At 59.3% G+C, this 25,063-nt stretch carries 24 protein-coding genes; 16 read left to right on the top strand and 8 right to left on the bottom strand.

Annotated elements, in window-relative coordinates; translation table 11 throughout:
* The first annotated feature begins 10 nt into the window (after positions 1 to 10).
* From EKH79_RS13130 to EKH79_RS13110, 5 genes are all read left to right on the top strand, one after another.
* Positions 11 to 694, top strand: coding sequence for a DUF484 family protein (locus EKH79_RS13130; RefSeq protein ID WP_126674264.1), 684 nt, complete (start codon positions 11 to 13; stop codon positions 692 to 694).
* Positions 695 to 700: 6 nt separating this feature from the next.
* Complete coding sequence (xerC, locus tag EKH79_RS13125; RefSeq protein WP_126674263.1) at positions 701 to 1,588, top strand: tyrosine recombinase XerC; 888 nt, start codon at positions 701 to 703, stop codon at positions 1,586 to 1,588.
* 117 nt (positions 1,589 to 1,705) lie between these two features.
* Entirely contained in the window at positions 1,706 to 2,239 is a 534-nt protein-coding gene (gene hslV, locus EKH79_RS13120; RefSeq protein ID WP_126674262.1) for an ATP-dependent protease subunit HslV, read from the top strand.
* 134 nt (positions 2,240 to 2,373) lie between these two features.
* Positions 2,374 to 3,714, top strand: a complete 1,341-nt coding sequence (gene hslU / locus EKH79_RS13115) for an ATP-dependent protease ATPase subunit HslU (RefSeq protein ID WP_126674261.1) — start codon at positions 2,374 to 2,376, stop codon at positions 3,712 to 3,714.
* 111 nt (positions 3,715 to 3,825) lie between these two features.
* Positions 3,826 to 4,440 carry a hypothetical protein gene (locus EKH79_RS13110; RefSeq protein ID WP_126674260.1) on the top strand — a complete coding sequence of 205 codons (615 nt, stop codon included), beginning with the start codon at positions 3,826 to 3,828 and terminating at the stop codon, positions 4,438 to 4,440.
* Between the two features lie 237 nt (positions 4,441 to 4,677).
* Here EKH79_RS13110 and EKH79_RS13105 read toward each other — a convergent pair whose 3' ends face one another.
* Positions 4,678 to 5,364, bottom strand: a complete 687-nt coding sequence (locus EKH79_RS13105) for a glutathione binding-like protein (protein ID WP_126674259.1) — start codon at positions 5,362 to 5,364, stop codon at positions 4,678 to 4,680.
* 214 nt (positions 5,365 to 5,578) lie between these two features.
* Here EKH79_RS13105 and EKH79_RS13100 point away from each other — a divergent pair, with 214 nt between their 5' ends.
* Together EKH79_RS13100 and rbsK are read left to right on the top strand one after the other, a co-directional pair.
* Complete coding sequence (locus EKH79_RS13100) at positions 5,579 to 6,061, top strand: hypothetical protein (protein WP_126674258.1); 483 nt, start codon at positions 5,579 to 5,581, stop codon at positions 6,059 to 6,061.
* A gap of 114 nt (positions 6,062 to 6,175) precedes the next feature.
* Positions 6,176 to 7,072: a ribokinase gene (gene rbsK / locus EKH79_RS13095; protein ID WP_126674257.1), complete on the top strand. Its 897-nt coding sequence runs from the start codon at positions 6,176 to 6,178 to the stop codon at positions 7,070 to 7,072.
* Here rbsK and mnmE read toward each other — a convergent pair whose 3' ends face one another.
* The 4 genes from mnmE to rpmH all read right to left on the bottom strand — a co-directional run bounded on the left by mnmE (position 7,073) and on the right by rpmH (position 10,749).
* Positions 7,073 to 8,425, bottom strand: a complete 1,353-nt coding sequence (gene mnmE / locus EKH79_RS13090; RefSeq protein ID WP_126674256.1) for a tRNA uridine-5-carboxymethylaminomethyl(34) synthesis GTPase MnmE — start codon at positions 8,423 to 8,425, stop codon at positions 7,073 to 7,075.
* A gap of 50 nt (positions 8,426 to 8,475) precedes the next feature.
* On the bottom strand, positions 8,476 to 10,161 hold the full coding sequence (gene yidC / locus EKH79_RS13085; protein ID WP_126674255.1) for a membrane protein insertase YidC: 1,686 nt from the start codon (positions 10,159 to 10,161) through the stop codon (positions 8,476 to 8,478).
* Positions 10,162 to 10,222: 61 nt separating this feature from the next.
* Entirely contained in the window at positions 10,223 to 10,603 is a 381-nt protein-coding gene (rnpA, locus tag EKH79_RS13080; RefSeq protein ID WP_126674254.1) for a ribonuclease P protein component, read from the bottom strand.
* A gap of 11 nt (positions 10,604 to 10,614) precedes the next feature.
* A complete protein-coding gene (rpmH, locus tag EKH79_RS13075; RefSeq protein ID WP_008211413.1) occupies positions 10,615 to 10,749 on the bottom strand; it encodes a 50S ribosomal protein L34 in 135 nt (44 codons plus the stop codon).
* 180 nt (positions 10,750 to 10,929) lie between these two features.
* Here rpmH and dnaA point away from each other — a divergent pair, with 180 nt between their 5' ends.
* The 9 genes from dnaA to EKH79_RS13030 all read left to right on the top strand — a co-directional run bounded on the left by dnaA (position 10,930) and on the right by EKH79_RS13030 (position 21,432).
* Positions 10,930 to 12,273 carry a chromosomal replication initiator protein DnaA gene (gene dnaA, locus EKH79_RS13070; RefSeq protein WP_126674253.1) on the top strand — a complete coding sequence of 448 codons (1,344 nt, stop codon included), beginning with the start codon at positions 10,930 to 10,932 and terminating at the stop codon, positions 12,271 to 12,273.
* 244 nt (positions 12,274 to 12,517) lie between these two features.
* Positions 12,518 to 13,618, top strand: coding sequence for a DNA polymerase III subunit beta (gene dnaN, locus EKH79_RS13065; RefSeq protein ID WP_126674252.1), 1,101 nt, complete (start codon positions 12,518 to 12,520; stop codon positions 13,616 to 13,618).
* A gap of 90 nt (positions 13,619 to 13,708) precedes the next feature.
* A complete protein-coding gene (recF, locus tag EKH79_RS13060) occupies positions 13,709 to 14,791 on the top strand; it encodes a DNA replication/repair protein RecF (protein ID WP_126674251.1) in 1,083 nt (360 codons plus the stop codon).
* Positions 14,792 to 14,866: 75 nt separating this feature from the next.
* Entirely contained in the window at positions 14,867 to 17,281 is a 2,415-nt protein-coding gene (gene gyrB, locus EKH79_RS13055) for a DNA topoisomerase (ATP-hydrolyzing) subunit B (protein WP_126674250.1), read from the top strand.
* A gap of 296 nt (positions 17,282 to 17,577) precedes the next feature.
* On the top strand, positions 17,578 to 18,867 hold the full coding sequence (locus EKH79_RS13050) for a tetratricopeptide repeat protein (RefSeq protein ID WP_233590302.1): 1,290 nt from the start codon (positions 17,578 to 17,580) through the stop codon (positions 18,865 to 18,867).
* Positions 18,868 to 19,079: 212 nt separating this feature from the next.
* A complete protein-coding gene (locus EKH79_RS13045) occupies positions 19,080 to 19,739 on the top strand; it encodes an energy transducer TonB (RefSeq protein ID WP_126674249.1) in 660 nt (219 codons plus the stop codon).
* 47 nt (positions 19,740 to 19,786) lie between these two features.
* Positions 19,787 to 20,572, top strand: coding sequence for a MotA/TolQ/ExbB proton channel family protein (locus EKH79_RS13040; protein ID WP_199754306.1), 786 nt, complete (start codon positions 19,787 to 19,789; stop codon positions 20,570 to 20,572).
* Between the two features lie 11 nt (positions 20,573 to 20,583).
* A complete protein-coding gene (locus tag EKH79_RS13035; RefSeq protein WP_126674248.1) occupies positions 20,584 to 21,006 on the top strand; it encodes an ExbD/TolR family protein in 423 nt (140 codons plus the stop codon).
* 6 nt (positions 21,007 to 21,012) lie between these two features.
* Positions 21,013 to 21,432: an ExbD/TolR family protein gene (locus tag EKH79_RS13030; RefSeq protein WP_126674247.1), complete on the top strand. Its 420-nt coding sequence runs from the start codon at positions 21,013 to 21,015 to the stop codon at positions 21,430 to 21,432.
* A gap of 137 nt (positions 21,433 to 21,569) precedes the next feature.
* Here EKH79_RS13030 and EKH79_RS13025 read toward each other — a convergent pair whose 3' ends face one another.
* From EKH79_RS13025 to acs, 3 genes are all read right to left on the bottom strand, one after another.
* On the bottom strand, positions 21,570 to 22,313 hold the full coding sequence (locus tag EKH79_RS13025; RefSeq protein ID WP_126674246.1) for a pyridoxine 5'-phosphate synthase: 744 nt from the start codon (positions 22,311 to 22,313) through the stop codon (positions 21,570 to 21,572).
* A gap of 42 nt (positions 22,314 to 22,355) precedes the next feature.
* Entirely contained in the window at positions 22,356 to 23,000 is a 645-nt protein-coding gene (locus EKH79_RS13020) for a 4'-phosphopantetheinyl transferase family protein (protein ID WP_126674245.1), read from the bottom strand.
* 65 nt (positions 23,001 to 23,065) lie between these two features.
* Positions 23,066 to 25,006: an acetate--CoA ligase gene (gene acs / locus EKH79_RS13015; protein WP_126674244.1), complete on the bottom strand. Its 1,941-nt coding sequence runs from the start codon at positions 25,004 to 25,006 to the stop codon at positions 23,066 to 23,068.
* Positions 25,007 to 25,063 lie beyond the last annotated feature (57 nt).

Below are 25,063 nucleotides of genomic sequence, written 5' to 3'. Positions count from 1 at the left end.
GGTTTCGCGCATGACCAACGCCCTGCTCGACGAAACGATGAAAGCCAGCGATGTCGCCGCCTATCTGCGCGAGCATCCAGACTTTCTCAGCGACTATCCGGAATTGGCGAATGTGCTGACGATGCCACGCGAACAGGGCGCGGTGGCTTCGCTGGCGGCCTATCAGCTGCAGGCGTTGCGCGACAAGAACGCCGAACTGGAACGCCGGCTCAGCGAGCTTACCGAGATCGCCGCCGAAAACGAACGCCTGATGCATCGCGTGCACGATCTCAATGTCGCGGTGCTGCGTGCCAATACACCGGCCATCGCTGCGCGCAGCGTGGTGGTGAAATTGCGCGAAGACTTTGCCACCGACCAGGTGCGTCTGGTGCTGTTCGGCAATCTCACGCTACCGCCCGCCGAATGGCTGCAGCAGGAACCGGGTGGCCGCGCAGGCATGCCTGAATTCGCGGATTTCCTCGCGCATCATGAACCTATTTCCGGACGCCTTTCGGCCGAGCGCCTGTATCGCCTGTTCGGTCAACACGCACCCGACATTCGTTCGGCGGCGGTGATGCCGCTGGGCGAATACGGTTTGCTGGCGATCGGCAGTCGCGATGCCGATCACTTCCAACCCGGCATGGGCACGATGTTCCTGAAGATGATTTCCGCGACCGTCACCGCATCGCTAGCGCGCATGCAGGACGGCGCCTGAGCCGCCGTGAACGCACAAGGCCAGATCGACGCGTGGCTCACACGGCTGGCCCATGAACGCCAATCATCGCCGCATACGATCGACGGTTATCGCCGCGATCTGACGAAACTGACAGCGTTTATGGAGAGGCAACAAATTGCCTCGTTCGACAAGCTCGATGCCCATCGCATGCGCGGTTTCATCGCGTCCGAACATCGCGCAGGTTTGTCGCCGAAGAGCTTGCAGCGCCTGCTTTCCTCATGCCGCAGCTTGTTTCGCCAACTCACACGCGAAGGATTGCTGGCGCACGATCCGCTGGCTGGCGTGCGCGGTCCCAAAGTGCATCGCAAGTTGCCGCAGGTGCTGGACGTCGATGAAGCAACGGCGCTCGTCGAAGGCGATGGTGATGACGCGCTCGGTGTGCGCGATCGCGCGATGCTCGAGCTTTTCTATTCGTCGGGCTTACGTCTTTCCGAATTGATCGGCTTGCGCTGGCTGGATCTGGATCTCGATGCCGGCGAAGTGCGTGTGTTGGGTAAGGGCCGCAAGACGCGCATCGTTCCGGTCGGTCGTCACGCCATCGCTGCGTTGCGTGCATTGGGTGAAGCAGAAGGCCGTGCGCCAGAGTCACCGGTTTTTCGTGGACGAAACGGCGCAGCGATCAGTCCGCGCACCGTACAGGCGCGCATGAAAACGCTGGCCATGCGTCAGGGTTTTGCCAAGCACGTGCATCCGCATTTGCTGCGTCACACGTTTGCCAGCCACATGCTGGAGTCGTCCGGCGATTTGCGCGCGGTGCAGGAGTTGCTCGGTCACGCCGACATCGCCACGACGCAGATCTATACCCATCTGGACTTTCAGCATCTGGCCAAGGTTTACGACGCCGCGCATCCGCGCGCGCGGCGCAAAGGCTGAAGATGCTCCGACACCGGCCCTGATCGGGCCCGCGGGCAGCCGACCCGCCGCCGAACGCCTTGGTTTCGGGCCCAACGGCCCCACCTTTGCGGACCAGGCATTCTTTCGGAGATTTCCATGGAATCGTTCCATGCCACCACCATCATCTCGGTGCGCCGCCAGGGCCGCGTCGTGATCGGCGGCGACGGTCAGGTCACGCTGGGCAATACGGTGATGAAGGCCAACGCCCGCAAAATCCGCCGTCTTGGCAAGGGTGACGTGCTGGCCGGTTTCGCCGGCGCCACCGCGGACGCTTTCACCCTGTTCGAGCTGTTCGAGCAGAAGCTGGACAAGCACGGCGGCAACCTCACCCGCGCCGCCGTCGAAATGGCGAAGGAATGGCGCACCGACCGCCGCCTTGGCCGGCTCGAAGCCATGCTCGCGGTCGCGGACAAAGAGGCATCGCTGCTCATCTCCGGCAATGGCGACGTGCTGGAACCCGAGCACGGCTTGATCGCCATCGGTTCCGGTGGCCCGTATGCGCAATCGGCGGCACTCGCGCTGATGGAGAACACCGATCTCGACGCGCGCGCCATTGTCGAACGCGCACTGAAGATTGCCGGCGACATCTGCATCTACACCAATCACAACACCACGATTGAAGAGCTGTAAGCGTCTTCAAAACCTACAAAAATGTCGTCATGCCGGCGTAGGCCGGCATCCAGTAACTGCAAAGGTGGTCGACACTGGATCCCGGCCTGCGCCGGGATGACGAAGTAAACCACTCTGTTTTTCCGGTGACCCTAATGTCCGAACTCACTCCTCGTGAAATCGTCAACGAACTCGACCGTTACATCATCGGCCAGCACGACGCCAAGCGCGCCGTTGCCATTGCGCTGCGCAATCGCTGGCGCCGCATGCAGCTGGACCCTTCGCTGCGCGAAGAAGTGACGCCGAAGAACATCTTGATGATCGGCCCGACCGGCGTCGGTAAAACCGAAATTGCGCGCCGTCTGGCGTCGCTGGCCAATGCGCCGTTCGTCAAGGTGGAAGCGACGAAATTCACCGAAGTGGGTTACGTCGGCAAAGACGTCGAATCCATCGTGCGCGACCTGGCCGATGTCGCTTACAAGCTCACGCGCGAGCAAGCGATGAAACGCGTGCGCACGCAGGCGGAAGATCGCGCGGAAGACCGCATTCTCGATGCGCTGTTGCCGCGCCGTCAGTCGCCGACCGACTGGAGTCACGATCCCGCGCCCGCATCATCGCTCGAAAGCGACACGCGCCAGAAACTGCGCAAGCAGCTGCGCGAAGGCGCGCTGGAAGATCGCGAGATCGAACTCGATGTCAGCATGAACGTCGGCGTGGAAATCATGTCGCCGCCCGGCATGGAAGAAATGGGTCAGCAGCTGCGCCAGATGTTCCAGAACATCGGCGGCGGCAAGACGCAGAAGCGCAAGCTGGCGATCAAGGCGGCGCGCCCATTGCTGATCGAAGAAGAAGCCGGCCGCCTGCTCAACGACGAGGAAATTCGCGCGCAGGCGATGGAAGCGGCTGAGCAGAACGGCATCGTCTTCATCGACGAGATCGACAAAGTCGCGCAGCGTTCCGAGTGGGGCGGTGCCGGCGTGAGCCGCGAGGGCGTGCAGCGCGACCTGCTGCCGCTGGTTGAAGGTTCCACCGTGTCCACCAAATACGGCCCGATCAAAACCGACCACATGTTGTTTATCGCCTCGGGTGCGTTCTCGCTGGCCAAGCCATCGGACCTGATCCCCGAGCTGCAAGGCCGCCTGCCGATTCGCGTGGAGCTGTCGGCGCTATCCGTGGACGACTTCAAGCGCATCCTGCGCGAGCCGCACAACGCGTTGACCAAGCAATACGTCGCCTTGTTGGGTACCGAGGGCGTGTCGCTCTCGTTCGACGAAACCGGCATCGACCGGTTGGCCGAGGTCGCTTACCAGGTGAACGAGCGGACCGAAAACATCGGCGCCCGCCGGCTTCACACGGTGATGGAGCGCCTTTTGGAGAAGATCTCCTACGAAGCTGCGGACAAATCCGGCGAAAACTATCTGATCAACGCCGAATATGTCGACAAAAACCTTGGCAGCCTGGTTAAGGACGAGGACCTGAGCCGTTATATCCTCTGACGGCGGGTGATTTCCACCAAGTTATTGTTATCTATGGATTATATTTCGGAGCAGTGGACGCTTATCAGGCTGTAAACATGAGGTCCGACCCCCTCTGGTAAAATATTGACCATGAGTAACGTTATTGAGTTGAAGACCACTGGCCAGCGTGCGCAGCTCCGCGAAGCGCAACAGAGTCAGCAGATGGTGCGTCTATGGCGCGGCGAATTGGAACACGGCAGCTTCTGCGGTTACGTGGGGAGTGTCGGCCGGGAATTTTTCCTGTTGTGGGTCGTCGGTGACGGCATTACCTACGACGGCATGTATGTGATGCGGCATCGCGACATCAGCGAGCTGGAAGCACCCGACAAGCATGCGGTCTTCATGGAGAAGGCGCTGACACTGAAGAACATGGTGCCGCGTCCGCCCCGTGCGTTCCCGCTCGACAACATCCGCGACGTGGTGCAAGCCGCCAGCGCGATGGCGCCGGTGATCGGTATCCATGTCGATAGCGAGGACGAAGCCGAGGTCTGCTACATCGGACGGCTCGTCAGCGTCGAGGAAGACGGTTTCAACATGCAGGAAATCACCCCGGATGGTGAATGGCTGCTTGAAGCATCGTTCTTCGGCTGGGACGAAGTGTCGACCGTGACGATGGAAGACGGTTACGCGCAATCGCTGCTCGCTGTGGCTGGCGCACCGCCGCCGCTTGTTCACGGCGATTCCGATGTAGGTCGGGCGCACTGAGTTGGATCAAAAAACCCGCCACATGGCGGGTTTTTTATTGATGCATCCACCCAAACCGAAAACGTCATTGCGTTACACAAGGCTATAACTTTCCTCACCGTCATCCCGGCGCAGGCCGGGATCCAGTTTTAATACGTCGTGCGCAGCACTCAATACAAATAGATTTCGTGTCCTTCGGACGCGTATTTCGACTGGATCCCGGCCTGCGCCGGGATGACGGTGAGGTTTTGACTAGCTTCATCTCTGAAACAAATTGCGCCGCGCCTCCTCATCCGTCCGCGCATCCAGCTTTCCTTTGATGTCATCGCCCATCGCATACGCGCGACGCGTGGCATCGCGTTCCTGGATGTGATGGAACCAGCGTTTCACATGCGGAAAGTCATCGAGGTTGATGCCTTGATTGGGATGCGACACCGTCCACGGATACGCCGCCATATCGGCAATGGTGTAGTCCTTGCCCGCGATGAAAGCGCGTCCATCCAGACGCTTGTCCAGCACACCGTAAAGACGACGCGTTTCGCGCTCATAACGCTCGATGGCGTAGGGAATTTTTTCCGGCGCATAGCGATTGAAGTGATGATTCTGCCCCAGCATCGGACCCAGACCACCAACCTGCCAGAACAACCACTCCATCACCGTGGTTCGCCCGCGCAAATCGCTGGGTAAGAAGCGGCCCGTCTTTTCGGCGAGATACTGAAGAATCGCGCCCGACTCGAAAACACTGATTGGCTCACCGCCGTCAGCTGGCGATTTGTCCACGATCGCGGGCATGCGATTGTTCGGCGCAATGCTCAGAAAGGCCGGTTCGAACTGTTCGCCCTTGCCGATGTTCACCGGTTTGATGGTGTAGGGCAGGCCGCTCTCTTCCAGAAACAACGTGATCTTGTGGCCATTCGGAGTCGGCCAATAGTGCAGTTCGATCATGAGAATCTCCAACGCGCAAACAACAAGCGTCGGGGTCGTGGCGAGTGGTTTCAAGGTCGCGTTTTCTTTCGCCAATCCGTTGTTTTGCCGACTCGCAGGCAAATACCTGCGTTCACACGATGTCGTCCCGGTAAACGGCAAGCTGCGTAGTTCGTTTCCTGCCATGCAGTCTCGACAGATGCCTCACTACGGTTCTATCGCCCGGAGAAATCCCATGAACACCTTCGCTTCGCGTTTTACCCTGCTCGCCCTCGTGCTGAGCGCCGTCAGCCTGGCATCTGTGACATTTGCCCAGGACAGTAGCTCTTCTACCGGTTCGAGCAGCGCGCCGCCTTCCGCTCAACCGATGCATCAAGCGCCCGATCCGCAAAAACAGGTCGCCCGTCTCACCAAGCGGCTTGGGCTGAGCGACGATCAATCGTCCAAGCTGCTGACGATTATTCAGAACAGGCAGCAGCAGATGAATGCCATTCGCGGAGACAGCTCGCTTTCGCAGCAAGATCGTCACAGCAAGATGCGTTCGCTTCAGCAAGACAGCGATTCGCAGATCAACGCTGTGCTGACTCCTGCACAGCAAACGCAGTATGCAAACATGAAGCAGATGCAGAAGCAGCGTATGCAGAATGGGCATGGCCAGGATTCCTCGTCGGGTGAATCCAGCGGCGGCTCGAGCAACGGCAACAACGGCGGCAACTGATCGCTCTCGCGATACGTACCGGTGCAACGCCGGTACGTATCGCTGCGATGACTATCGCGTCGAAGCGTCTGCGTTTACGCTCTGCAGAACACACACGTTCTTGCGAGAGCACCCATGACTCGTATCGTCGTCGTCGGCAGCATCAACATGGACCTTGTCACCGTGGCGCAGCGTTTTCCCGCGCCCGGTGAAACGCTGCTTGGCGAGCGCTTCTTATCGGTTCACGGCGGCAAGGGTGGCAATCAGGCTGTAGCGGCCGCGCGGCTGGGTGCCGAAGTTCACATGATCGGCGCCATTGGCGACGACAATTTCGGACAACCGCTGTGCGATGCACTGGCCGAAGAGGGCGTCCACGTCGAACACATCGCGCGTATCGAACATTGCAGCAGCGGTACCGCCTCCATCACCGTTTCCGGCGGCGAGAACCAGATCATCGTCGTACCTGGCGCGAATGCGCAATTAACGCCTTCGCATGTTCTCAAGGCAAAGGAACTCATTGCGCAAGCCGACGCCGTGCTCGTGCAAATGGAAATTCCGCTCGAAACGGTGGAAGCCACGTTGCGCGTCGCGCATCAGCAACATGTTCCCGTGATTCTCAACCCTGCACCGGCGCAGCGGCTTCCGCCGGAATGGCTGCAGCTCGCACGCTACATCACGCCAAACCAGCACGAGCTGGCGACCTTGCTTGGTGCCGATCCGTCCGAGGATTTTCGTACGCTGATGCGCCGCGCACCGTGCCCGGTCGTGCTGACACGCGGCGCCGAAGGCGCGTGGTTACGGGAGCGGGGCGAGCCGCAACATCAGCCAAGTTTCGGTGTGAAGGTTGTCGATAGCACCGGTGCGGGCGACACTTTTAACGGCGCATTCGCCGTCTTCCTGCACGAAGGTTTGGATGTCGCTGTGCGCAAGGCCTGCGCTGCAGCGGCACTTTCGGTCACGCAATTGGGTGCGCGTGCTGGCATGCCTTATCGCGCTGACGTTGAGGCGCTGCTAGCGCGTCAGTCGACCTGACTATTTGCCGATGCAGAACGAGCTGAAGATAGCGCCAAGCAAATCGTCGCTGGTGTAGGTGCCAGTGATTTCGCCCAATGCGTGCTGTGCTTGACGCAGCTCTTCGGCTGCGAGCTCGCCCGCGTGCGTGTCTGCGAGCACGCGCGCGGTGTGATCGAGGTGAGCGGAGACTTGCTCGAGCGCAAGCACATGGCGGCGGCGCGCACTGAATGCACCTTCTCCGCTGCCCGATCCGGCCAGTTGCTTTAAATGGTCACGCAATGCTTCGAGGCCGGTTTCTGTTTTCACCGAAAGCCATAACCAGCATGCGTCTGCTCGATTTTCGGCGCGAGCACGAGCACCGCCAAGATCGATCTTGTTGACGATGACGATGCGTTCCACCGACGACGGCAAATCGTTGAGCCACGCGAGATCACCGTCTGCGTGTTCGGCATCGGTGACGAGCATGACGACATCGGCACGTTCGCGTTCGCCGTGTGCACGACGTACGCCTTCGCGTTCGACCGGGTCATGCGTTTCGCGCAGTCCGGCGGTGTCGGCCAATTCAAGCGTGATGCCGTCAAGCTGGATGCTTTCGCGCAGCACGTCGCGCGTCGTTCCTGCGATGTCGGTAACAATGGCGCGTTCACTGCCCGCCAAGGCGTTTAGCAAACTGGATTTTCCTGTGTTAGGCCGACCGACAATCGCGACACGCAGACCGTCGTTGAGCCGGACACCGCGCTGCGCTTCACGCAGCAACTCGGCGAGATCAGCACGTAGCGCTGCCAGTTGTTGCGCAATCGCCGGATCGGCGAGGAAGTCGATTTCTTCTTCCGGAAAATCGATAGCGGCTTCGATGTGTACGCGCAGCGCAATCAACGCGTGCAGCAGCGCCGTCACTTTTCGCGAGAAAACACCGTCCATCGATTGCAGCGCGGCGCGCGCACCTGCATGCGAGCGCGCGGCGATCAGATCCGCAACGGCTTCAGCTTGTGCAAGATCGAGTTTGCCGTTGAGAAAAGCCCGTTCGGTGAATTCGCCAGGTCGCGCAAGCCGTGCGCCGAGTTCGCACACGCGTCGCAACAGCGTATCGAGTAACACCATGCTGCCGTGACCTTGCAGCTCGAGTACATGCTCGCCGGTGTAGGAGGCGGGTGCGGGGAAGTGCAGCAACAGCCCGCGATCAATCAACTGTCCATCGGCATCACGAAATGCCGCGAAGTGCGCGTGACGCGGCTTAGGCGGTTGCCCGATCAGCGCTTGCGCTATGGCAGGAACGCGCGGTCCGGAAACACGCACGATGCCAACGCCGGCCGCACCCGAAGCGCTGGCGATCGCGGCGATGGTCTCTTCATGGGGTGCGTGAGCGGTCATCGCGTATCAGCATAACCGCGACGGGCGGCACATAGCCGCCCGCGCATGAATCAGGCGGTAGCCTTGGCGGCGGCCGAGTCGTGGCGGCGCATCATCCACCATTGCTGCAGCAGACGGCACAGACCGTTCACGACGTAGTAGAGCACCAGGCCGGACGGGAAGAACAGGAAGATCACCGCGAACATCAGCGGCATGAACTTCATCATCTTCTGCTGGGTGGGATCCATGCCGGCCTGCGGCGGCATCAGCCACTGCTGCGCCAGCATGACGATGGTGTAGAGCACCGGCAGCACAAAGTACGGATCGGCGGCGGAAAGATCGTGGATCCAGCCGAAGAACGGCGCTTGGCGCAGTTCCACGCTATCGCGCAGCACGTAGTACAGACCGTAGAAGATCGGAATGGTGATCAGCAGCGGCAAGCAGCCAGCGGCCGGGTTCACCTTTTCCTTTTTGTACAGATCCATCATCGCCTGCTGCATCTTCTGGCGATCGTCACCGTAGCGTTCTTTCAGTGCATCCATGCGCGGTTTGAGCTTGCGCATCTTCGCAGCCGATTCGAACTGCGCGTTGGTGAACTTGAATGTGACGAGGTTGATCAGCAGCACCAGCAGAATGATCGACACGCCCCAGTTGTGCGTGATCTTGTCGAGCTGCGCCAGCACCCAATGCAAAGGCTCGGCAAAAATTTTGAGCATGCCGTAATCGATGGTCAGCTCAAGACCCGGAGCGATGGTCTGCAATTGATCCGGCAGCTTCGGACCCAGATACAGCTGGGCCGAACTGGTGGCTTGCTGACCCGCAGCGACACTGATTTGCGGACTCACCGTGCGAATGACGTAATGTGGTGCGGCACCGTTGTTGTCGACGATGGAGCTAGAAAACGTATCGGCTTCCTTCGTCGGCGGAATCCACACGCCGAGGAAGTACTGCTGCATCATGCCGACCCAGCCACCGGTCGCCTGGGCTTGCAACGGTTCTTTCTGGAATTTGTCGTACGCGAGCTTGTTGAATTTCTGCTCGGGGCTGTACCACACCGCGCCGAAGAAGCCGTAACGCGACTGATCGGAAATGCGCTCAAGGAAGTTGTGATACACCGGCACCGGGCGATCGACACGCTGCAGCTGGCGATACGCATTGCCATCCCACGTCTTACCGCTGCCGTTGTCGATCTGTTGATCGAGATCGATCACGTAGCTGCCACGATGCAGGGTGTAGCGCTTCACCACCTTGATGCCGGACGCGTCCGTCCAGATGAGATCGACGTTCAGCGCATCTTGGCCATCCGTCAACGCGTAACTGGTCTGCGCGACCTGGAACACGGCGCGATGATCCGGCGCCGCGCCGTCCGCGCTGACCAAACCGCTCTGCGCCGCGAAGTAGTCGCTCGCGTTGTCGTCAAGCAGACGAATCGGCGCAGGGTCCGGATTCTTTTTCGTGCGCGGCGTGACCGGATAATTGAGCAGCTCCGAACGCACGATGCTGCCACCGCGCGTGTCGATGGTCAGACGCAATACGTCGGTGGTCACCGTAATGAGTTGCGCAGCCGTGGCTGTGCCATCGGCACCGGTATTGGCGATGGTGGGTGTCGCACCGGATGCATTGCCGCTATCGCTGCTGACTGCCGCTGCCGTCGGTGTGCTGACCGGATGCGGTGCGTAATCCTGATCCCAGGCCTGCCAAAGCAGATAGGCCACGAAAAACAGGGCAATAACCAGCATGGGGCGCAATTGATTCATCGCGTAGCGATCCAGTGAAGGGCGCCGCGACGGCGGCCCGCATAAATGAAAAGGTGGGAGATCAGCACGCCATTGTGGAGGTGTCGCCGTCGCGCTTCAACGGCACGAGCTTGCGCCACAGGACATCGAGCTCGGCGAGCAGCTCCGGGCCGGGGACGCCAGCGGCCTGTTCGCGGGCCATCACCACCACATCGAAGGGAGGGAGTTGGGTGCGGACACGACGAAACGATTCGCGCAGCAGCCGTTTGATGCGGTTGCGCTCGACGGCACGCTTGGAAACCCGTTTGGAAACAGCCAGCCCAAGGCGGGCGTGGCCGAGGTCGTTCTGCTGGTAGCGCACAGAAAAACAGCGGCCGCCGAGGCGGCCGCTGGCTTGTCGCAAGACGGCGAAGTCACCGGCTCGGCGAATCCGCGTCTCGCGCGGCAGGCCGGCGGGACCCATATGCGCGAGGCTTATGGGATCAGGCGCTTGCGGCCCTTGGCACGACGTGCATTCAGAATCTTGCGACCGTCGGCTGTGGCCATGCGGGCACGAAAGCCGTGGGTGCGGGCGCGCTTGAGCTTGCTGGGCTGGAAGGTCCGCTTCATGGCTTCCTCCTAATTAATGGGTGAAAAGACTTGGAATTATGCGGAATGATCCCGGTTCGTGTCAAATAGCACTTTGGCGGCTACTTGTGGATATCCATGTGGATAGTTGACGAGTAGGTGCTGCTAGACTTCCCGGTCCACCCCGCGCGAACGCGCATTTGCTGTGGCTGAAAAGTATTCATGAGTGATCTGTGGCGGCGCTGTCTGGAGCGTCTTGAAGGTGAGTTGAGCGCCGAAGACCTGCATACGTGGCTGATGCCGCTGCAGGCCCGCGATGACGCGGACGGCTTACAGCTTTTCGCACCTAACCCCTACACACTGGAAGCGGTCCGCGATCGTTACCTGGGGAAGATCGAGACGGTTCTGGCGTTACTTACAGGTCACGCACTCTCCGTTCGTCTGGAAGTGGGCTCAAGCGCTGCAGCGGTCACCAACGGTCACCGTCCGACGGCGGCCGCGCCTGCACGCGCGGTAACGGCACCGGAACCGGCCGCGCCGAACTTTACGCACAACCTGGACCCGCACTACACCTTCGAAACCTTTGTCGAAGGCAAGTCCAACCAACTGGGCAAAGCCGCGGCAATGCAGGTCGCGCAAAATCCCGGCCGCGCTTACAACCCGTTGCTGTTATATGGCGGCACCGGTCTGGGCAAAACCCACTTGATGCACGCTGCCGGCAACTTGATGCGCGAGCACAACCCGCATTGCAAAGTGCTCTATCTGCGTTCCGAACAATTCGTCGGTTCGATGATCGAAGCGTTGCGCACGAAAAGCATGGATGAATTCAAGCGCCGCTTCCGTTCGGTGGATGCGCTGCTGATCGACGATATCCAGTTTTTCGCGGGAAAAGACACGACTCAGGAAGAATTCTTCCACACGTTCAATGCGCTGTTCGAGTCCAAGCAACAGATCATTCTCACCTGCGATCGCTACCCCAAAGAAGTGGACAAACTCGAGCCGCGCTTGAAATCGCGTCTTGGTTGGGGCTTGTCGGTGGCGATCGAGCCGCCGGATTTCGAAACGCGTGCAGCGATCTTGCTGGCCAAGGCGCACGAGAAGGGCGTGGCGGTGAGCGAAAACGTGGCGATGCTTTTGGCCAAGCGCATTCGCTCGAACGTGCGCGATCTGGAAGGGGCACTCAACACACTCGCCGCGCGTGCCAACTTCTACGGCAAGCCGATCACTACGGAATTTGCCGAAGAGACCTTACGCGATTTGCTGGCCACGCATGCGCAGGCCGTTACGGTGCCGAACATCCAGAAGATCGTGGCCGAATATTTCGGCGTGCGTCTGCAGGATCTTCTTTCCAAGCGGCGCGTGCGTTCGCTGGCCCGGCCACGGCAGATGGCGATGGCGCTGTCGAAGGAACTGACCGAGCACAGCCTTCCGGAAATCGGCGAGGCATTTGGCGGCCGCGACCATACCACGGTGCTGCACGCCTGCCGAACCATCCGCAAGTTGTCCGAGACCGACACACGCATGCGCCAGGATTGGGAACAGCTTATCCGCACGTTGACGGGTTGATCGAGCTCATTGAATAAGCGCTTGAAAACCGGCAGGGTATCCTGTGGATAATATGGTGATGCTTTGAGGCTCCAAAGTTATCCACCGCCGACGCACAGGCGGCGGGTGTTTCCGAGCACAAGGGAATTTTACTTAACTAATTGTTTTTGATGGATAATTTTCGGTTATCAAGTTATCCACCGGCCCTGCTACAACCACCACTCTTCTTTTAAAAACAGAACTGCAGGATAGGGAAAGCACACACATGCAATTCAGCATCCAACGAGAAGCTCTGCTTAAACCCTTGCAGCAGGTCGTCGGAGTGGTCGAACGTCGCCAGACGTTGCCTGTATTAGCCAATCTCCTGGTGAAAGTGGCCGACGGCAAACTCTCCTTCACCGGCACGGATCTGGAAGTGGAGATGGTGGCGTCCACGGATGCCGACAAACTTGTCGACGGGGAAACAACCATTCCCGCGCGCAAGCTTTTCGACATCGTTCGCGCACTGCCTGATGGTGCAAAGATCGAGCTGAAGCAGAACGGCGATCGCGTTGCATTGAACGCGGGCCGTAGCCGTTTCACGCTCGCGACTTTGCCTGCCACGGAATTTCCGACCATCGATGAAATCGAACTCGTCGAACGCGTAAGTCTTCCGGAAGAAGTGTTGCGCGATCTGATGGAGCGTACGGCGTTCGCGATGGCCAATCAGGACGTGCGTTACTACCTCAACGGCATGTTGCTAGATCTGCAGGAACACGCACTGCGTTGCGTTGCGACCGACGGTCATCGCCTTGCTTTGAAAGAAACGCATCTGGATAGCAAAGTGACAGCGCGTCGCCAGATCATCATTCCGCGCAAAGGCGTGAATGAGCTGGTTGGTTTGCTTGAATCGGGCGAAGGTACGGTCGAGCTTGAATTTGGGCGCAATCACTTGCGCGTTCGTCGCGGACAAGTGGTTTTCACGTCGAAATTGATCGATGGCCGTTTTCCTGATTACGAAGCGGTCATTCCGCTCGGTGCAGACAAGCGCGCGACGCTGGATCGCGAAGTTCTGCGCGGCGCATTGCAGCGCGCAGCGATTCTTTCGAATGAGAAGTACCGTGGCGTAAAGCTGGAATTCTCACCGGGCAAGCTGCGCATCGTTGCGCACAATCCCGAACAGGAAGAAGCCGTCGAAGAAGTTGAAGCAGAGACCGGTGTTTCTGATCTGACAGTGGGCTTCAATGTCGGTTATCTGCTTGACGCCTTGGCCGCCTTGCGCGGCGACAAGGCGCGGTTGAGCTTGCGTGATGCTCAGTCGAGCTGCTTGGTGCAGGAAGACGATAACGAGCAGTCGCGGCACGTGATCATGCCGTTGCGTCTCTGATCGTACGCATGGATTCCATTCTTTTCGCACTGACTTGTTCAAACGCCGGAGCCCTAAGCTCCGGCGTTCTTGTTTTCGAGATCTGATCACATGAGGCTGGAACGTTTGCAGCTTCAGGGGCTGCGGTGCATCGCCGATGCCAGCGCCGATCTGGACGCGGGCTTCAATATCTTCGTGGGAGCTAATGGTGCGGGGAAAACCTCCGTGCTTGAGGCGGCGTTTCTGCTTTCTCATGGGCGTTCCTTCAGAAGCGGTGCCAGGGACGTCCTCTTGCAGCGCGGTGCACCAGGCTTGAGCATTTTTTCAACCGTGCGCCACGATAACGGTGATCTTGCCCGGCTTGGCCTGGGTCGAGCAGGGGCTTCCCGCTGGGACGCCCGCCTCAATGGCGAGGACGTACCTATAGGGCAACTCATTCGAGAGTGCGCTGTTGTCTGTTTCGAGCCGGGTTCTCATGCGCTGATCGCGGGAGCGGCGGAAGAGCGTCGCCGGTACCTGGACTGGGGAGTGTTCCACGTGGAACAGGAATTCCTCCCCACGTGGCGTCGCTATCAAAGAGCGCTGAAGCAGCGGAATAGCCTCTTGCGGACAGATGCGTCTCTTGACGACGGATTGTACGGACCGTGGGAACAGGAGCTTGGCCGTAGCGGCTCTCTTATCGACGCGTGGCGCCGCAGATATCTTGAGGCATTGGTGCCCAACCTGCGAAACGAGGCGGCCCGGCTGATTCCAGAACTCGGTCAGGTCGATCTGCGCTATCGCTCGGGTTGGCCTGAAGGCGAGGATCTGTCCGCAACGCTCGCTTCTCAACGGGGCCGCGACCAGGGCAGAGGTCACACCACGGCTGGCGTCCACCGGGGCGACTGGTCCTTGTCGTTCGAACACGCGCCGCAGCGCGAGCACCTGTCTCGCGGCCAGGAGAAGCTGGTCGCCCTCGCATGCTTGTTAGCCCAGGCTCGGGTCGATGCAGCGCATCGCGGTGAATGGCCGATCATTTGCCTGGACGACCTCGCTTCCGAGCTCGATCTAGCCCATCAGACCGCCGTGCTGGATAGCCTTCTGGAGGCTCCAGCGCAGGTGTTGGTGACTGGGACAGAGATTCCGCGGGCCCTCCAGGGGTCGTCAGTAAAAGTGTTCCACGTGGAACAGGGTCAACTGTCGCCCCTGCTATAATCGGAAGGTTGCATCAAGCCCGGCCACTATGGCGCCGTACCGGGCGGTTCTTTGGCGCCGGGAAACGGTTATTGCATGAACGCATCTTACGATTCGAACAGCATCAAGGTACTCAAAGGTCTGGAAGCGGTGCGCAAGCGCCCAGGCATGTACATCGGCGATACCGATGACGGCACTGGCCTTCACCACATGGTGTTCGAGGTCGTTGATAACTCCATCGACGAAGCCCTGGCGGGTTATTGCGACCATGTCATCGTGACGATCCGCGACGATGGTTCGGTCAGCGTCGTCGACAATGGCCGTGGCATCCCGGTCGACACGCATCCGGAAGAGGGACGTTCCACGGCCGAAGTCGTGATGACGGTCCTGCACGCCGGCGGCAAGTTCGACGCGAACTCCTACAAGGTTTCCGGCGGTCTGCACGGCGTGGGCGTTTCGGTGGTCAACGCGCTCAGCGAACATCTCTGGCTAACGATTTATCGCGATGGCCAGGAATATCAGCAGGAATACGCACACGGTGAGCCGCTGTATCCAGTGAAAGCAGTCGGCCCATCCGATAAACGCGGCACCACGGTGCGTTTCCAGCCCAGCCCGCAAACCTTCACCCACATCGAATTCCACTACGACATCCTGGCCAAACGCCTGCGCGAACTGGCCTTCCTCAATTCCGGCGTCACGATCGATCTTTACGACGAACGCGGGGAAGGGCGTCACGATACGTTTGCCTACGAGGGCGGTATCCGTTCCTTCGTGCAGCATCTGGCGCAGCTGAAAACCGCACTGCACCCGAATGTCATCAGCCTCAGCGCGCAACAGGACGGCATCACCGTCGAGTTGGCGATGCAGTGGACCGACTCCTACCAGGAGACGATGTTCTGCTTCACCAACAACATTCCACAGCGCGACGGCGGCACCCATCTGACGGGTTTTCGTGCCGCGCTGACACGCGCCTTGCAGGCCTATATCGAAAAGGAAGGTCTGGCCAAGACCGCGAAAGTCACGCTTTCCGGCGATGACATGCGCGAAGGCCTGATCGCCGTGCTCTCGGTGAAGGTGCCCGATCCGAAGTTCTCCTCGCAGACCAAAGACAAGCTCGTCTCGTCCGAAGTGAAAACGGTAGTCGAGCAGGTCGTCTACGAAAAGCTCGGCGAGTTCCTGCTGGAACATCCGATTGAAGCCCGCGCGATCGCGTCGAAGGTTGTCGACGCCGCGCGCGCCCGCGAAGCGGCCCGCAAAGCCCGTGAAATGACACGCCGCAAGGGCGCGCTCGACATCGCCGGTTTGCCGGGCAAACTGGCCGATTGCCAGGAAAAAGATCCGTCGCTGTGCGAACTGTTCCTGGTCGAGGGTGACTCCGCAGGTGGTTCGGCCAAGCAGGGCCGCAACCGCAAGACGCAGGCGGTGCTGCCGTTGAAGGGCAAGATTCTCAACGTGGAGAAGGCACGCTTCGACAAGATGCTTTCGTCGGCGGAAGTCGGCACGCTCATCACCGCCTTGGGCACCGGTATCGGCAAAGAGGATTACAACCCGGACAAGCTGCGCTATCACCGCATCATCATCATGACCGACGCGGACGTGGATGGCTCGCACATCCGCACGCTGCTACTCACGTTCTTCTACCGTCAGATGCCGGAGCTGATCGAGCGCGGCCATGTGTACATCGGCTTGCCGCCGCTCTACAAACTCAAGCAGGGCAAGCAAGAGCTTTATCTCAAGGACGATGCAGCGCTCAACGCATATCTGATTTCCAGCGCCGTCGACAACGCAGAACTGACATACACACCGGCCGCGCCGGCCATCAGCGGTGAAGCGCTGGAAAAACTGCTGCGCGATTACCAGACGGCGATGGATCAGATCGAACGCCTGGGTCACCGCTTCGATGCGAATGTGCTGACCGCGATGCTCGAACATCCGCCGATCGAAGCGCGCCATTGGCAAGACGCAGGCGCCATGCAGACCTGGCTCGACGGCCTCGCGCTGAACCTTGCAAGCAGCGGTCTTGGCAAGCCGCGTTATCGACTTGCCTTGCGTCCGGCGCATGGCGAGCAGCCGGCGGCCGTTGAAGTGATCCGCGACCAGCACGGTTTGAATCACACCTGGTTGTTACCGCAGCCGTTCTTCAGCAGCTCCGAATTCCGCCCGATTCTCAACATCAGCCAACAGTTGGCGGGGATGATTCAGAGCGATGCCGTCGTACGTCGCGGCAACGCATCGCGCGGTGTCGTGCGATTCGCCGATGTGCGCACCTGGTTGCTCGATGAAGCCAAGAAGGGCCGCACCATTCAGCGCTTCAAGGGCTTGGGTGAAATGAATCCGGAACAGTTGTGGGAAACCACCGTGAATCCGGATACTCGTCGCATGCTGCAGGTCGGTGTCGAAGACGCGATCGCTGCCGATCAGATGTTCTCGATGCTGATGGGTGAGGCGGTCGAACCGCGTCGCGACTTCATCGAAGCCAACGCTCTTAAAGTCGCCAACCTGGACATCTGAATTAAAGCACTGCGTGGAACGTGTTTTCCGCGCAGTGCGCAACCGCTTGCATTAATGCATTAGCACACACATACACGACCGTTTTCCCGAAAGCGGTACATAAAGAAACGCATTACGTACCGAGTCTGCGAAAAAAATGCGGACGAGTATGGTGAAAATGTCATAAGCCTTTGATTTGGCTATGCCTTTTATGTCGCAGTGCGACTTGTTATCGAAGCACTCACCAGCTACTCTCAGTGATCCCCCGCACTACTTTGTGCGTTTACACCGACTCCTTTTTCACTTTGAGGAACGCCATGAAACACGCTTCCCTGAAGATGCTTGCCGGCGCAGCATTTGCGTTGATTGTGGCGAGCACTCCTGCGCTAGCGAGCAGCGACTCGTCAAAAGACCAGCAAGCGGCGCCGCTCTATCCCAATGCGACGCGCACTTCACCGAAGCCTGATCTGACTGACTCGAAAGACCAGAAGGCGCTGAAAGACGGCCTCGATGCGGCTAACGCCGGTGACGTGGCCAAGGCGACACAACTTCTTCAACCCGTCGTTGATACGAGCAAGAGCAAGTACGCGCAAGCCAAGGCACTTGAAGGTCTTGCCGTAGTGCATGCGAAGAACAAAGATTTGAAGCCGGCCATTGAGATGCTGCAGCGTGCTGTCGCTTTGAACTCGTTGCCGAATGACGACTACTTCTTGCTGCAGTTGCAGCTCGCCAACTACTACTTAGTTGATCAGCAATTCCAGCCCGCGATCGACACGCTGGAAAAATGGCGCACCGATGGCCGCGCCGATACGGCAGAATCCCACGGCTGGGAAGGCGAAGCGTATCTGGAATTGAAGCAATATCCGCAGGCGATCACGCAGCTCAAGCAAGCGCAGTCGATGACGGATAAGCCCGACCCGAACTGGAACGAAGCGTTGCTGCAGGCCTACAACGATTCCGGCCAAAAAGATCTCGCTGCGCAAGTTGCGCAGAAGCAGATGGCAGCCAACGCCAGCGATCCGGTCGCCTTCGAGAACAGCGTGAACCTGCTCGTGCAGACGCAGAAATACGACGAAGCACAGCAGCTGCTCGAGAAGGGTCGTTCGCAGGGCTTGCTCAAAGATCAGCAAGAGTACGTCATGCTGGCCAAGCTCTACATGATCCATGGTCAGAGCGCGGACGATCCGAAGGCCGATTCCGATAAAGCGACCGCCGTGCTGCAGGAAGGCATGAGCAAAGGCGTCGTGCCATCGAACTCGGAGAACAACGAGTTGCTGGGCGATGCGGCATTCAACGGCGGCGATTTCGCCGCTGCAGAAGCCGCATACAAGAAAGCGCTGCCCGATGCGAAGACTGGCGACGTCTATGTGAAGGCCGGTCTTGCGATGCTCGAACAGAACGACTTTGCCGGCGCCAAGACGACTATCCAGCAAGGCATCGACAAAGGTGTGCAGCACAAGGGCAGGGCTTACATGGACCTCGCCAATGCGAACATCGGCCTCAAGAACAAGGTGGCTGCTGTCGATGCTGTGATGGACGCTCAGAAGGATCCGGAAACGGCAGCGCAGGCGAAAGCGTGGCTGCAGAAAGCCGGTGTTGGTAATTAATTGAAGGACGCGTGACGTTCGTGTGTTCACTTGGCCTTATGGACGTCCATAAGACCGCCATGGAAACGCTATACAAACGCCATGTGCTGTTGTACCGTTGGACTTTTCCCGCATTGTCCAGTGGCAAATGTCACCCTTTTGGGAACGGCTTTGCCGCTGGTTGCTGCGACCACGTCTATTCCGATTGACTAGCTCCTGATTGAAAGCGACAGATGGCCTCAAGTAACGAAGATACCGGCGTCAAGCCGTTCAGTTGGGGGCGCACATGGGCGCTGGCTGTTGCCATCGCGCTGCATGCGTTTGCTTTCCTGATACTGATCGCGCCTATGGCGCCACCTAAATCGGTGGAAGTTCAGAAAGACAAGATCGTGCAGGTGAACTTCCAAGAACCGCCACCACCACCACCACCACCACCGCCGCCGCCACCGGAACCGCCGAAGCAGCCGCCGCCGAAGATCGTCCAACAGGTGATCCCGCCGCCGACTCCGCCTCCGCCGGCTCCGCCACCGGCAGTGGAAGAGCAATCGACCAATGCTGTGGCATCGCCACCGCCTGCGCCGCCGGCACCGCCGGCGCCGCCGGCTGATATCGCAGCGGGTCAGGACATCAGCTACAACAGCCGCATGCAGCCGAAGTATCCGCCACAGGCTATCCGCCAGCGGCACGAAGGCACGGTAACGCTGTTGATCCTGGTGGCTGTCGATGGCACGCCAAAGGACATCAAGGTCGATCAGTCCAGTGGTTTCCGCGAGCTTGATCGCGCGGCAATTGAAGCGGCACAAAAGTGGCGTTTCAATCCGGAAATGAAAAAAGGTCAAAAGGTTGAAGGTTACGTACGCGTACCCGTCAACTTCAATCTCAATCAGCTGTAATACCTATTACAGTTACAGTTCACGCCTGACTTCCAAGGGTAGCGTTTATGTTCCAACAGACTCCTGCTCCGTCCGATGCCGCTCCCTCGCTGGGTGGCAACGCCAACGCGATGGCCATGCAACAAATGGGTTTCCACGACCTGCTCAAGAATTTCGATCCCCTGGGCTGGATTGTTTTCGTGGTTCTCGTTGTTATGTCCTTTGCTTCCTGGTACTTCATCATTGCCAACGCCATTCGTAACTCGATGGTGCGTGGTCGCGCCGATGGCGTGATCAACGGCTTCTGGTCCAACAACTCCACGCAGGATGCCATCCGCGAGCTGGAAGCCCAGCCCAAGGGTGAACCATTCTCGAAGATTGCTCTGGATGCAGCGTCCGCCGTTGCTCACCATCAGCAAGCTGCTGCTGCCGCTGCTGGCGGTGGTCGCCTTGCCGAATCGCTGAGCCGCTCGGAATTCATCGACCGCGCTCTGCGTCAGGCCGTCGCTCGCGAAAGCCTGCGTCTGGAAGGCGGCATGACCCTGCTTGCAACGGTCGGTTCGTCCGCACCGTTCATCGGTCTGCTTGGTACGGTGTGGGGCATCTATCACGCCCTGATCCGCATCGCCGCATCCGGTAACGCTTCGATGGAAGCGGTGGCCGGTCCGGTGGGTGAAGCTCTGATCATGACCGCCTTCGGTCTGTTCACCGCTATCCCGGCCGTGCTTGCCTACAACTTCTTTACCCGCTCGAACCGCCTCACGTACGCCCGCTTCGACGAATTCGCGCACGACCTGCACGACTTCTTCGCTACCGGCGCGCGCGTTGAAGGCACCGCTCCGACGCAGAAGTGAGGGATTGACCCATGGCGATGAGCTCCGGAAACGAATCCGGCTCGCCGATGTCGGAAATCAACGTCACACCGCTGGTTGACGTGATGCTGGTGCTGTTGATCATCTTCATGATCACAGCACCACTGATGTCGCACCGGATTACGGTGAAGCTGCCGACGGCTAATCCGAAAACAACGGATCAGCCCACGCCGGTTCCGCCGATCGATCTGGCCATCAAGGACGATGGCAGCATGTTCCTCAACGATGACCAGAACGCCATCTCCGATGTCGAACTGAAGTCGAAGTTCGCGGTGTACGCGGCGATGTCGCCGCAACCCGAGCTACAGATCCGTGCCGCTAAGGACACGGAGTTCAAGACTGTTCGTAAGGTCCTCGGTGATGCGAAGGATTCGGGAATGGTCCATGTCGGTTTCATGACGACCGGCAAGGAGTGACGAGCCATGGCATTTAGTACCGGAAGTGGCAAAGGCCCGATGGCGGACATCAACGTCACGCCACTGGTCGACGTGATGTTGGTGCTGTTGATCATCTTCATGATCACGGCACCGATCATGACCCACAAAATCAAGATCGATCTGCCTCAGCCCAATCCGAATGTGATTCCGCCGACCAATCCGCCGGATCCCATTCACCTGAAGATCGATCAGTCTGGCGCTTACTACTGGAATGACACTCCGGTGGATGAGTCCGCGTTGAAGGAGCAGATCCACGTGATTTCGCTCAAGTCGGATGCAGAGCAAAACGAACTGCAGATTGACGCGGCGGACGCAGTGCCTTATCAGGACGTGGCGCGAGTTCTGGCTGATGCCAAGAGCTACGGCCTGACAAAGATCAGCTTTATGGATAGTAGTAGTCAGTAATTCCTGCGATTGAACCTGAGCAATTCAATTGCAGCTAGCGCTACCCGCAAAAACCCCCGCGAAAGCGGGGGTTTTTGTTTGTACGTTTTGATGTCCGATTTCGCCGCTTGAGCGAATAGCCGTCTATACGGCCAGTCTTATCGAAGTATCTGAAGATATTTGCGCACGGTTGTACTGAGCCCTTCGTAAAGCGCCTCACCGATCAGCGCATGACCGATCGACACTTCGGCAAGACCGGGAATGGCAACGCGGAACGTTCCAAGATTCGCCTGACTCAAATCGTGCCCAGCATTAACGGCCAGACCGGCCTGTTGCGCGCGGCGCGCCGTGTCGACGCACAATGCCAGCTGTTCACCAGCGTCGCCTTCCTCAAAGGCCTGAGCATAAGGACCGGTATAAATTTCAACGCGTTCTACGCCAATCGCGATAGCGTGTTCAAAACCTTGCGCGCCCGGATCAACAAAAAGGCTCACACGGCAGCCCAGATCACGTAGTTCCGCAACCAGTGGCCGCAACTGGTCGGTATCGTTCGCCAGGTCAAAGCCGTGGTCGGACGTTATTTGCCCATCGCTGTCCGGCACCAGAGTGACCTGCGTGGGCCGCACTTCGCGAGCTAGCGCAATCAAACCCGGATACGCACCGCGTGCCGGGGCAAACGGATTGCCCTCTATGTTGTATTCCACGCGGCCGCGCAACAATGCCGCCAAGGTACGCACATCGTCGGGACGTACATGACGCATGTCCGGACGCGGATGAACGGTGATGCCGCCGCAACCCGCTTCGATGCACGTGATAGCGGCGCGAGACATATCGGGTTCGTCGCCACCGCGGGAGTTGCGCAGCACGGCGATCTTGTTGAGATTGACGCTGAGCAGGGTCATGGATGAAAGAAAAACTATCGTGGACCGCACACAGTGCGCCGATCAGCGCGCCTCGGCAAGTGTCCACACGGCGATGGTGCGTGAAGGACCGCGCCAGGCCAGACTGGCCACATGCTGTGCATCGGTGTCCAGCGCGTGCAATTGCCACTGCGCTGCGTCCTCCCCGTCCAGCCATAGCACTTGCGCCGGCGCTGGCGGAACGGAAATACAAAATCGCTGCAAGCCGAAGGCGATACCCCGACCCAGTGCCTTGACGACGGCTTCTTTACCCGTCCATAACTGCACAAACGCACGCTCGCGCTGCGAATCATCCAATGCCGTCAACGCGGCGGTTTCCCTGGGATGAAAAAAACGTTCCGCAATGTCCAGAGCACGCGGCCGCGCATGAAAACGTTCTATATCGATACCGGGCATGATGCCGCGCGCGATAGCAATGAGAGCTTTGCCTCCACTGTGCGACCAGTTGAATTGCAACAGCGAATTCCATGGCGTGGCGAGTTCGGGCCGTCCGTGCTCGTCGTCGTGCAGGATCACGTCCTCTGCCGGCAAACCGAGATAAACACCCAGCAGCGCCTTTAATGGTTCGCGTCGCAGTTCTCTCCGATAGTCGAGCAGCCAAACGTGGATGACGTCGTTGTCCAAACAAGCGGCAATGCCGGCGACATCCTGGCCAAGAGTTGTTCGCATGAATGCATGCTGCCGGATCGCCGCTGCCCAATACAAGCGCAGCGACGGTGCTCGTGTATCGATGATCAGCGAATCAGCCGTTCATCCACCAGGTTCTTCACGACGCCAGGATCGGCAAGCGTGGAAATATCGCCGAGTTGATCGGGCTGGTTCTCGCCGATCTTGCGCAAGATGCGGCGCATGATCTTGCCCGATCGCGTCTTCGGCAAGCCTGGCGCCCACTGAATGTAGTCCGGCGTGGCGATCGGACCGATTTCCTTGCGCACCCAAGCCACCAACTCTTTGCGCAACTCCTCGCTGCCCTGCTCGCCCGCCACCAGGGTGACATAGGCATAAATGCCTTGACCCTTGATCTCGTGCGGACAGCCAACGACCGCGGCTTCGGCCACTTTCGGATGCGATACCAGCGCGCTTTCAACCTCCGCCGTACCGATGCGGTGACCCGACACATTGATCACGTCATCGACGCGACCGGTGATCCAGTAGTAGCCGTCTTCGTCACGGCGCACACCGTCACCGGTGAAATAGTTGCCGGGATACGCTTTGAAATACGTATCGATAAAGCGTTCGTGATCGCCATACACGGTACGCATCTGGCCAGGCCAGGAATCGGTAATCAGCAGATTGCCTTCGCAGGCGCCTTCGAGCACCGCGCCGCCGGCATCGACTACCGCGGGTTTCACGCCAAAGAACGGTAACGTTGCGGAGCCGGGTTTGGTAGCAATCGCGCCGGCGAGCGGCGTGATCAGAATGCCGCCGGTTTCCGTCTGCCACCACGTATCGACGATCGGGCAGCGGTTGTCGCCCACCACGCGGTAGTACCACTCCCACGCTTCCGGATTGATCGGCTCACCCACCGAACCCAGCAATCGCAAACTGGCGCGCGAGCATTTCTTGACCGGGCCCTCGCCTTCACGCATCAGCGCGCGGATGGCGGTCGGCGCGGTGTAGAACAACGACACCTTGTGCTTGTCTACGACCTGCCAAAAGCGGCTGAAATCCGGGTAATTCGGCACCCCATCGAACATCACCGTGGTTGCGCCGTTGGCGAGCGGACCATAGACGACATAACTGTGTCCGGTGACCCAGCCCACGTCGGCGGTGCACCAATAAACGTCGTCCTCGCGCAGATCGAACACAAGCTCGTGCGTAAGGCTCGCGTACACCAGATAACCGCCAGACGTATGCAAAACACCCTTCGGTTTGCCCGTAGAGCCGGAGGTGTAAAGGATGAACAGGGGATGTTCCGCCTCCAGTGGCTCGGCGGGACAATCTGCGGATTGGCCTTCCATCAACACGTGGTAGTAGCGATCCCGCGGCGACTGCATCGGCACTGCCGCGCCCGTGCGGCGCACGACAACGACCGTTTCGACACTGTTCGTACCAGGCCGCTCAAGCGCGGCATCGACGTTCGCCTTCAGCGGAATCTTCTTGCCGCCACGTACGCCTTCATCGGCAGTCACAACAAGTTTCGCTGTGGAGTCGGCAATGCGGCCGGCCAGCGAGTCCGGTGAGAAGCCGCCAAAGACGACCGAATGAATCGCACCGATGCGCGCGCACGCGAGCATGGCGATCGCGGCCTCGGGAATCATCGGCATGTAGATCGCAACGCGATCGCCCTTCACGACACCAAGGTGCTTCAGAGTGTTCGCGAACTTGCACACCTCGGCATGCAACTCCTTATACGTAATACGGCGCGAATCGGCAGGATCGTCACCTTCGAAAATGATCGCCGTCTTGTCGCCGCGTGTCGCCAGATGCCGATCGAGGCAGTTGGCTGAAACATTGAGCTTGCCGTCGTCGTACCAGCGAATGTGCAGGTTCTTCGGATCGAAGGAGACGTCGCGAATCTTCGTGGGCTTGGTAGCCCATTCCAGCCTCTCGGCCATGCGGCCCCAGAAACCCTCGGGATCTTTTACCGACTCCGCATAAAGACGCTCATAGTCCTCTTTGCGCACACGCGCCTTCGCTGCAAATGCAGGATCGACCGGATAGACCTTTGACATGCTTGCCTCCTGCTCACCGGTCCACCGGGAGCGCAATCAGTTGGACACTCCATGACA

Origin of the sequence: Dyella dinghuensis (assembly GCF_003977615.1) — a bacterium.
Classification (GTDB): Bacteria; Pseudomonadota; Gammaproteobacteria; order Xanthomonadales; family Rhodanobacteraceae; genus Dyella_B; species Dyella_B dinghuensis.
The sequence above is the reverse complement of the archived record's forward strand: the minus strand, read 5'-3'. Positions and strand labels throughout refer to the sequence as shown.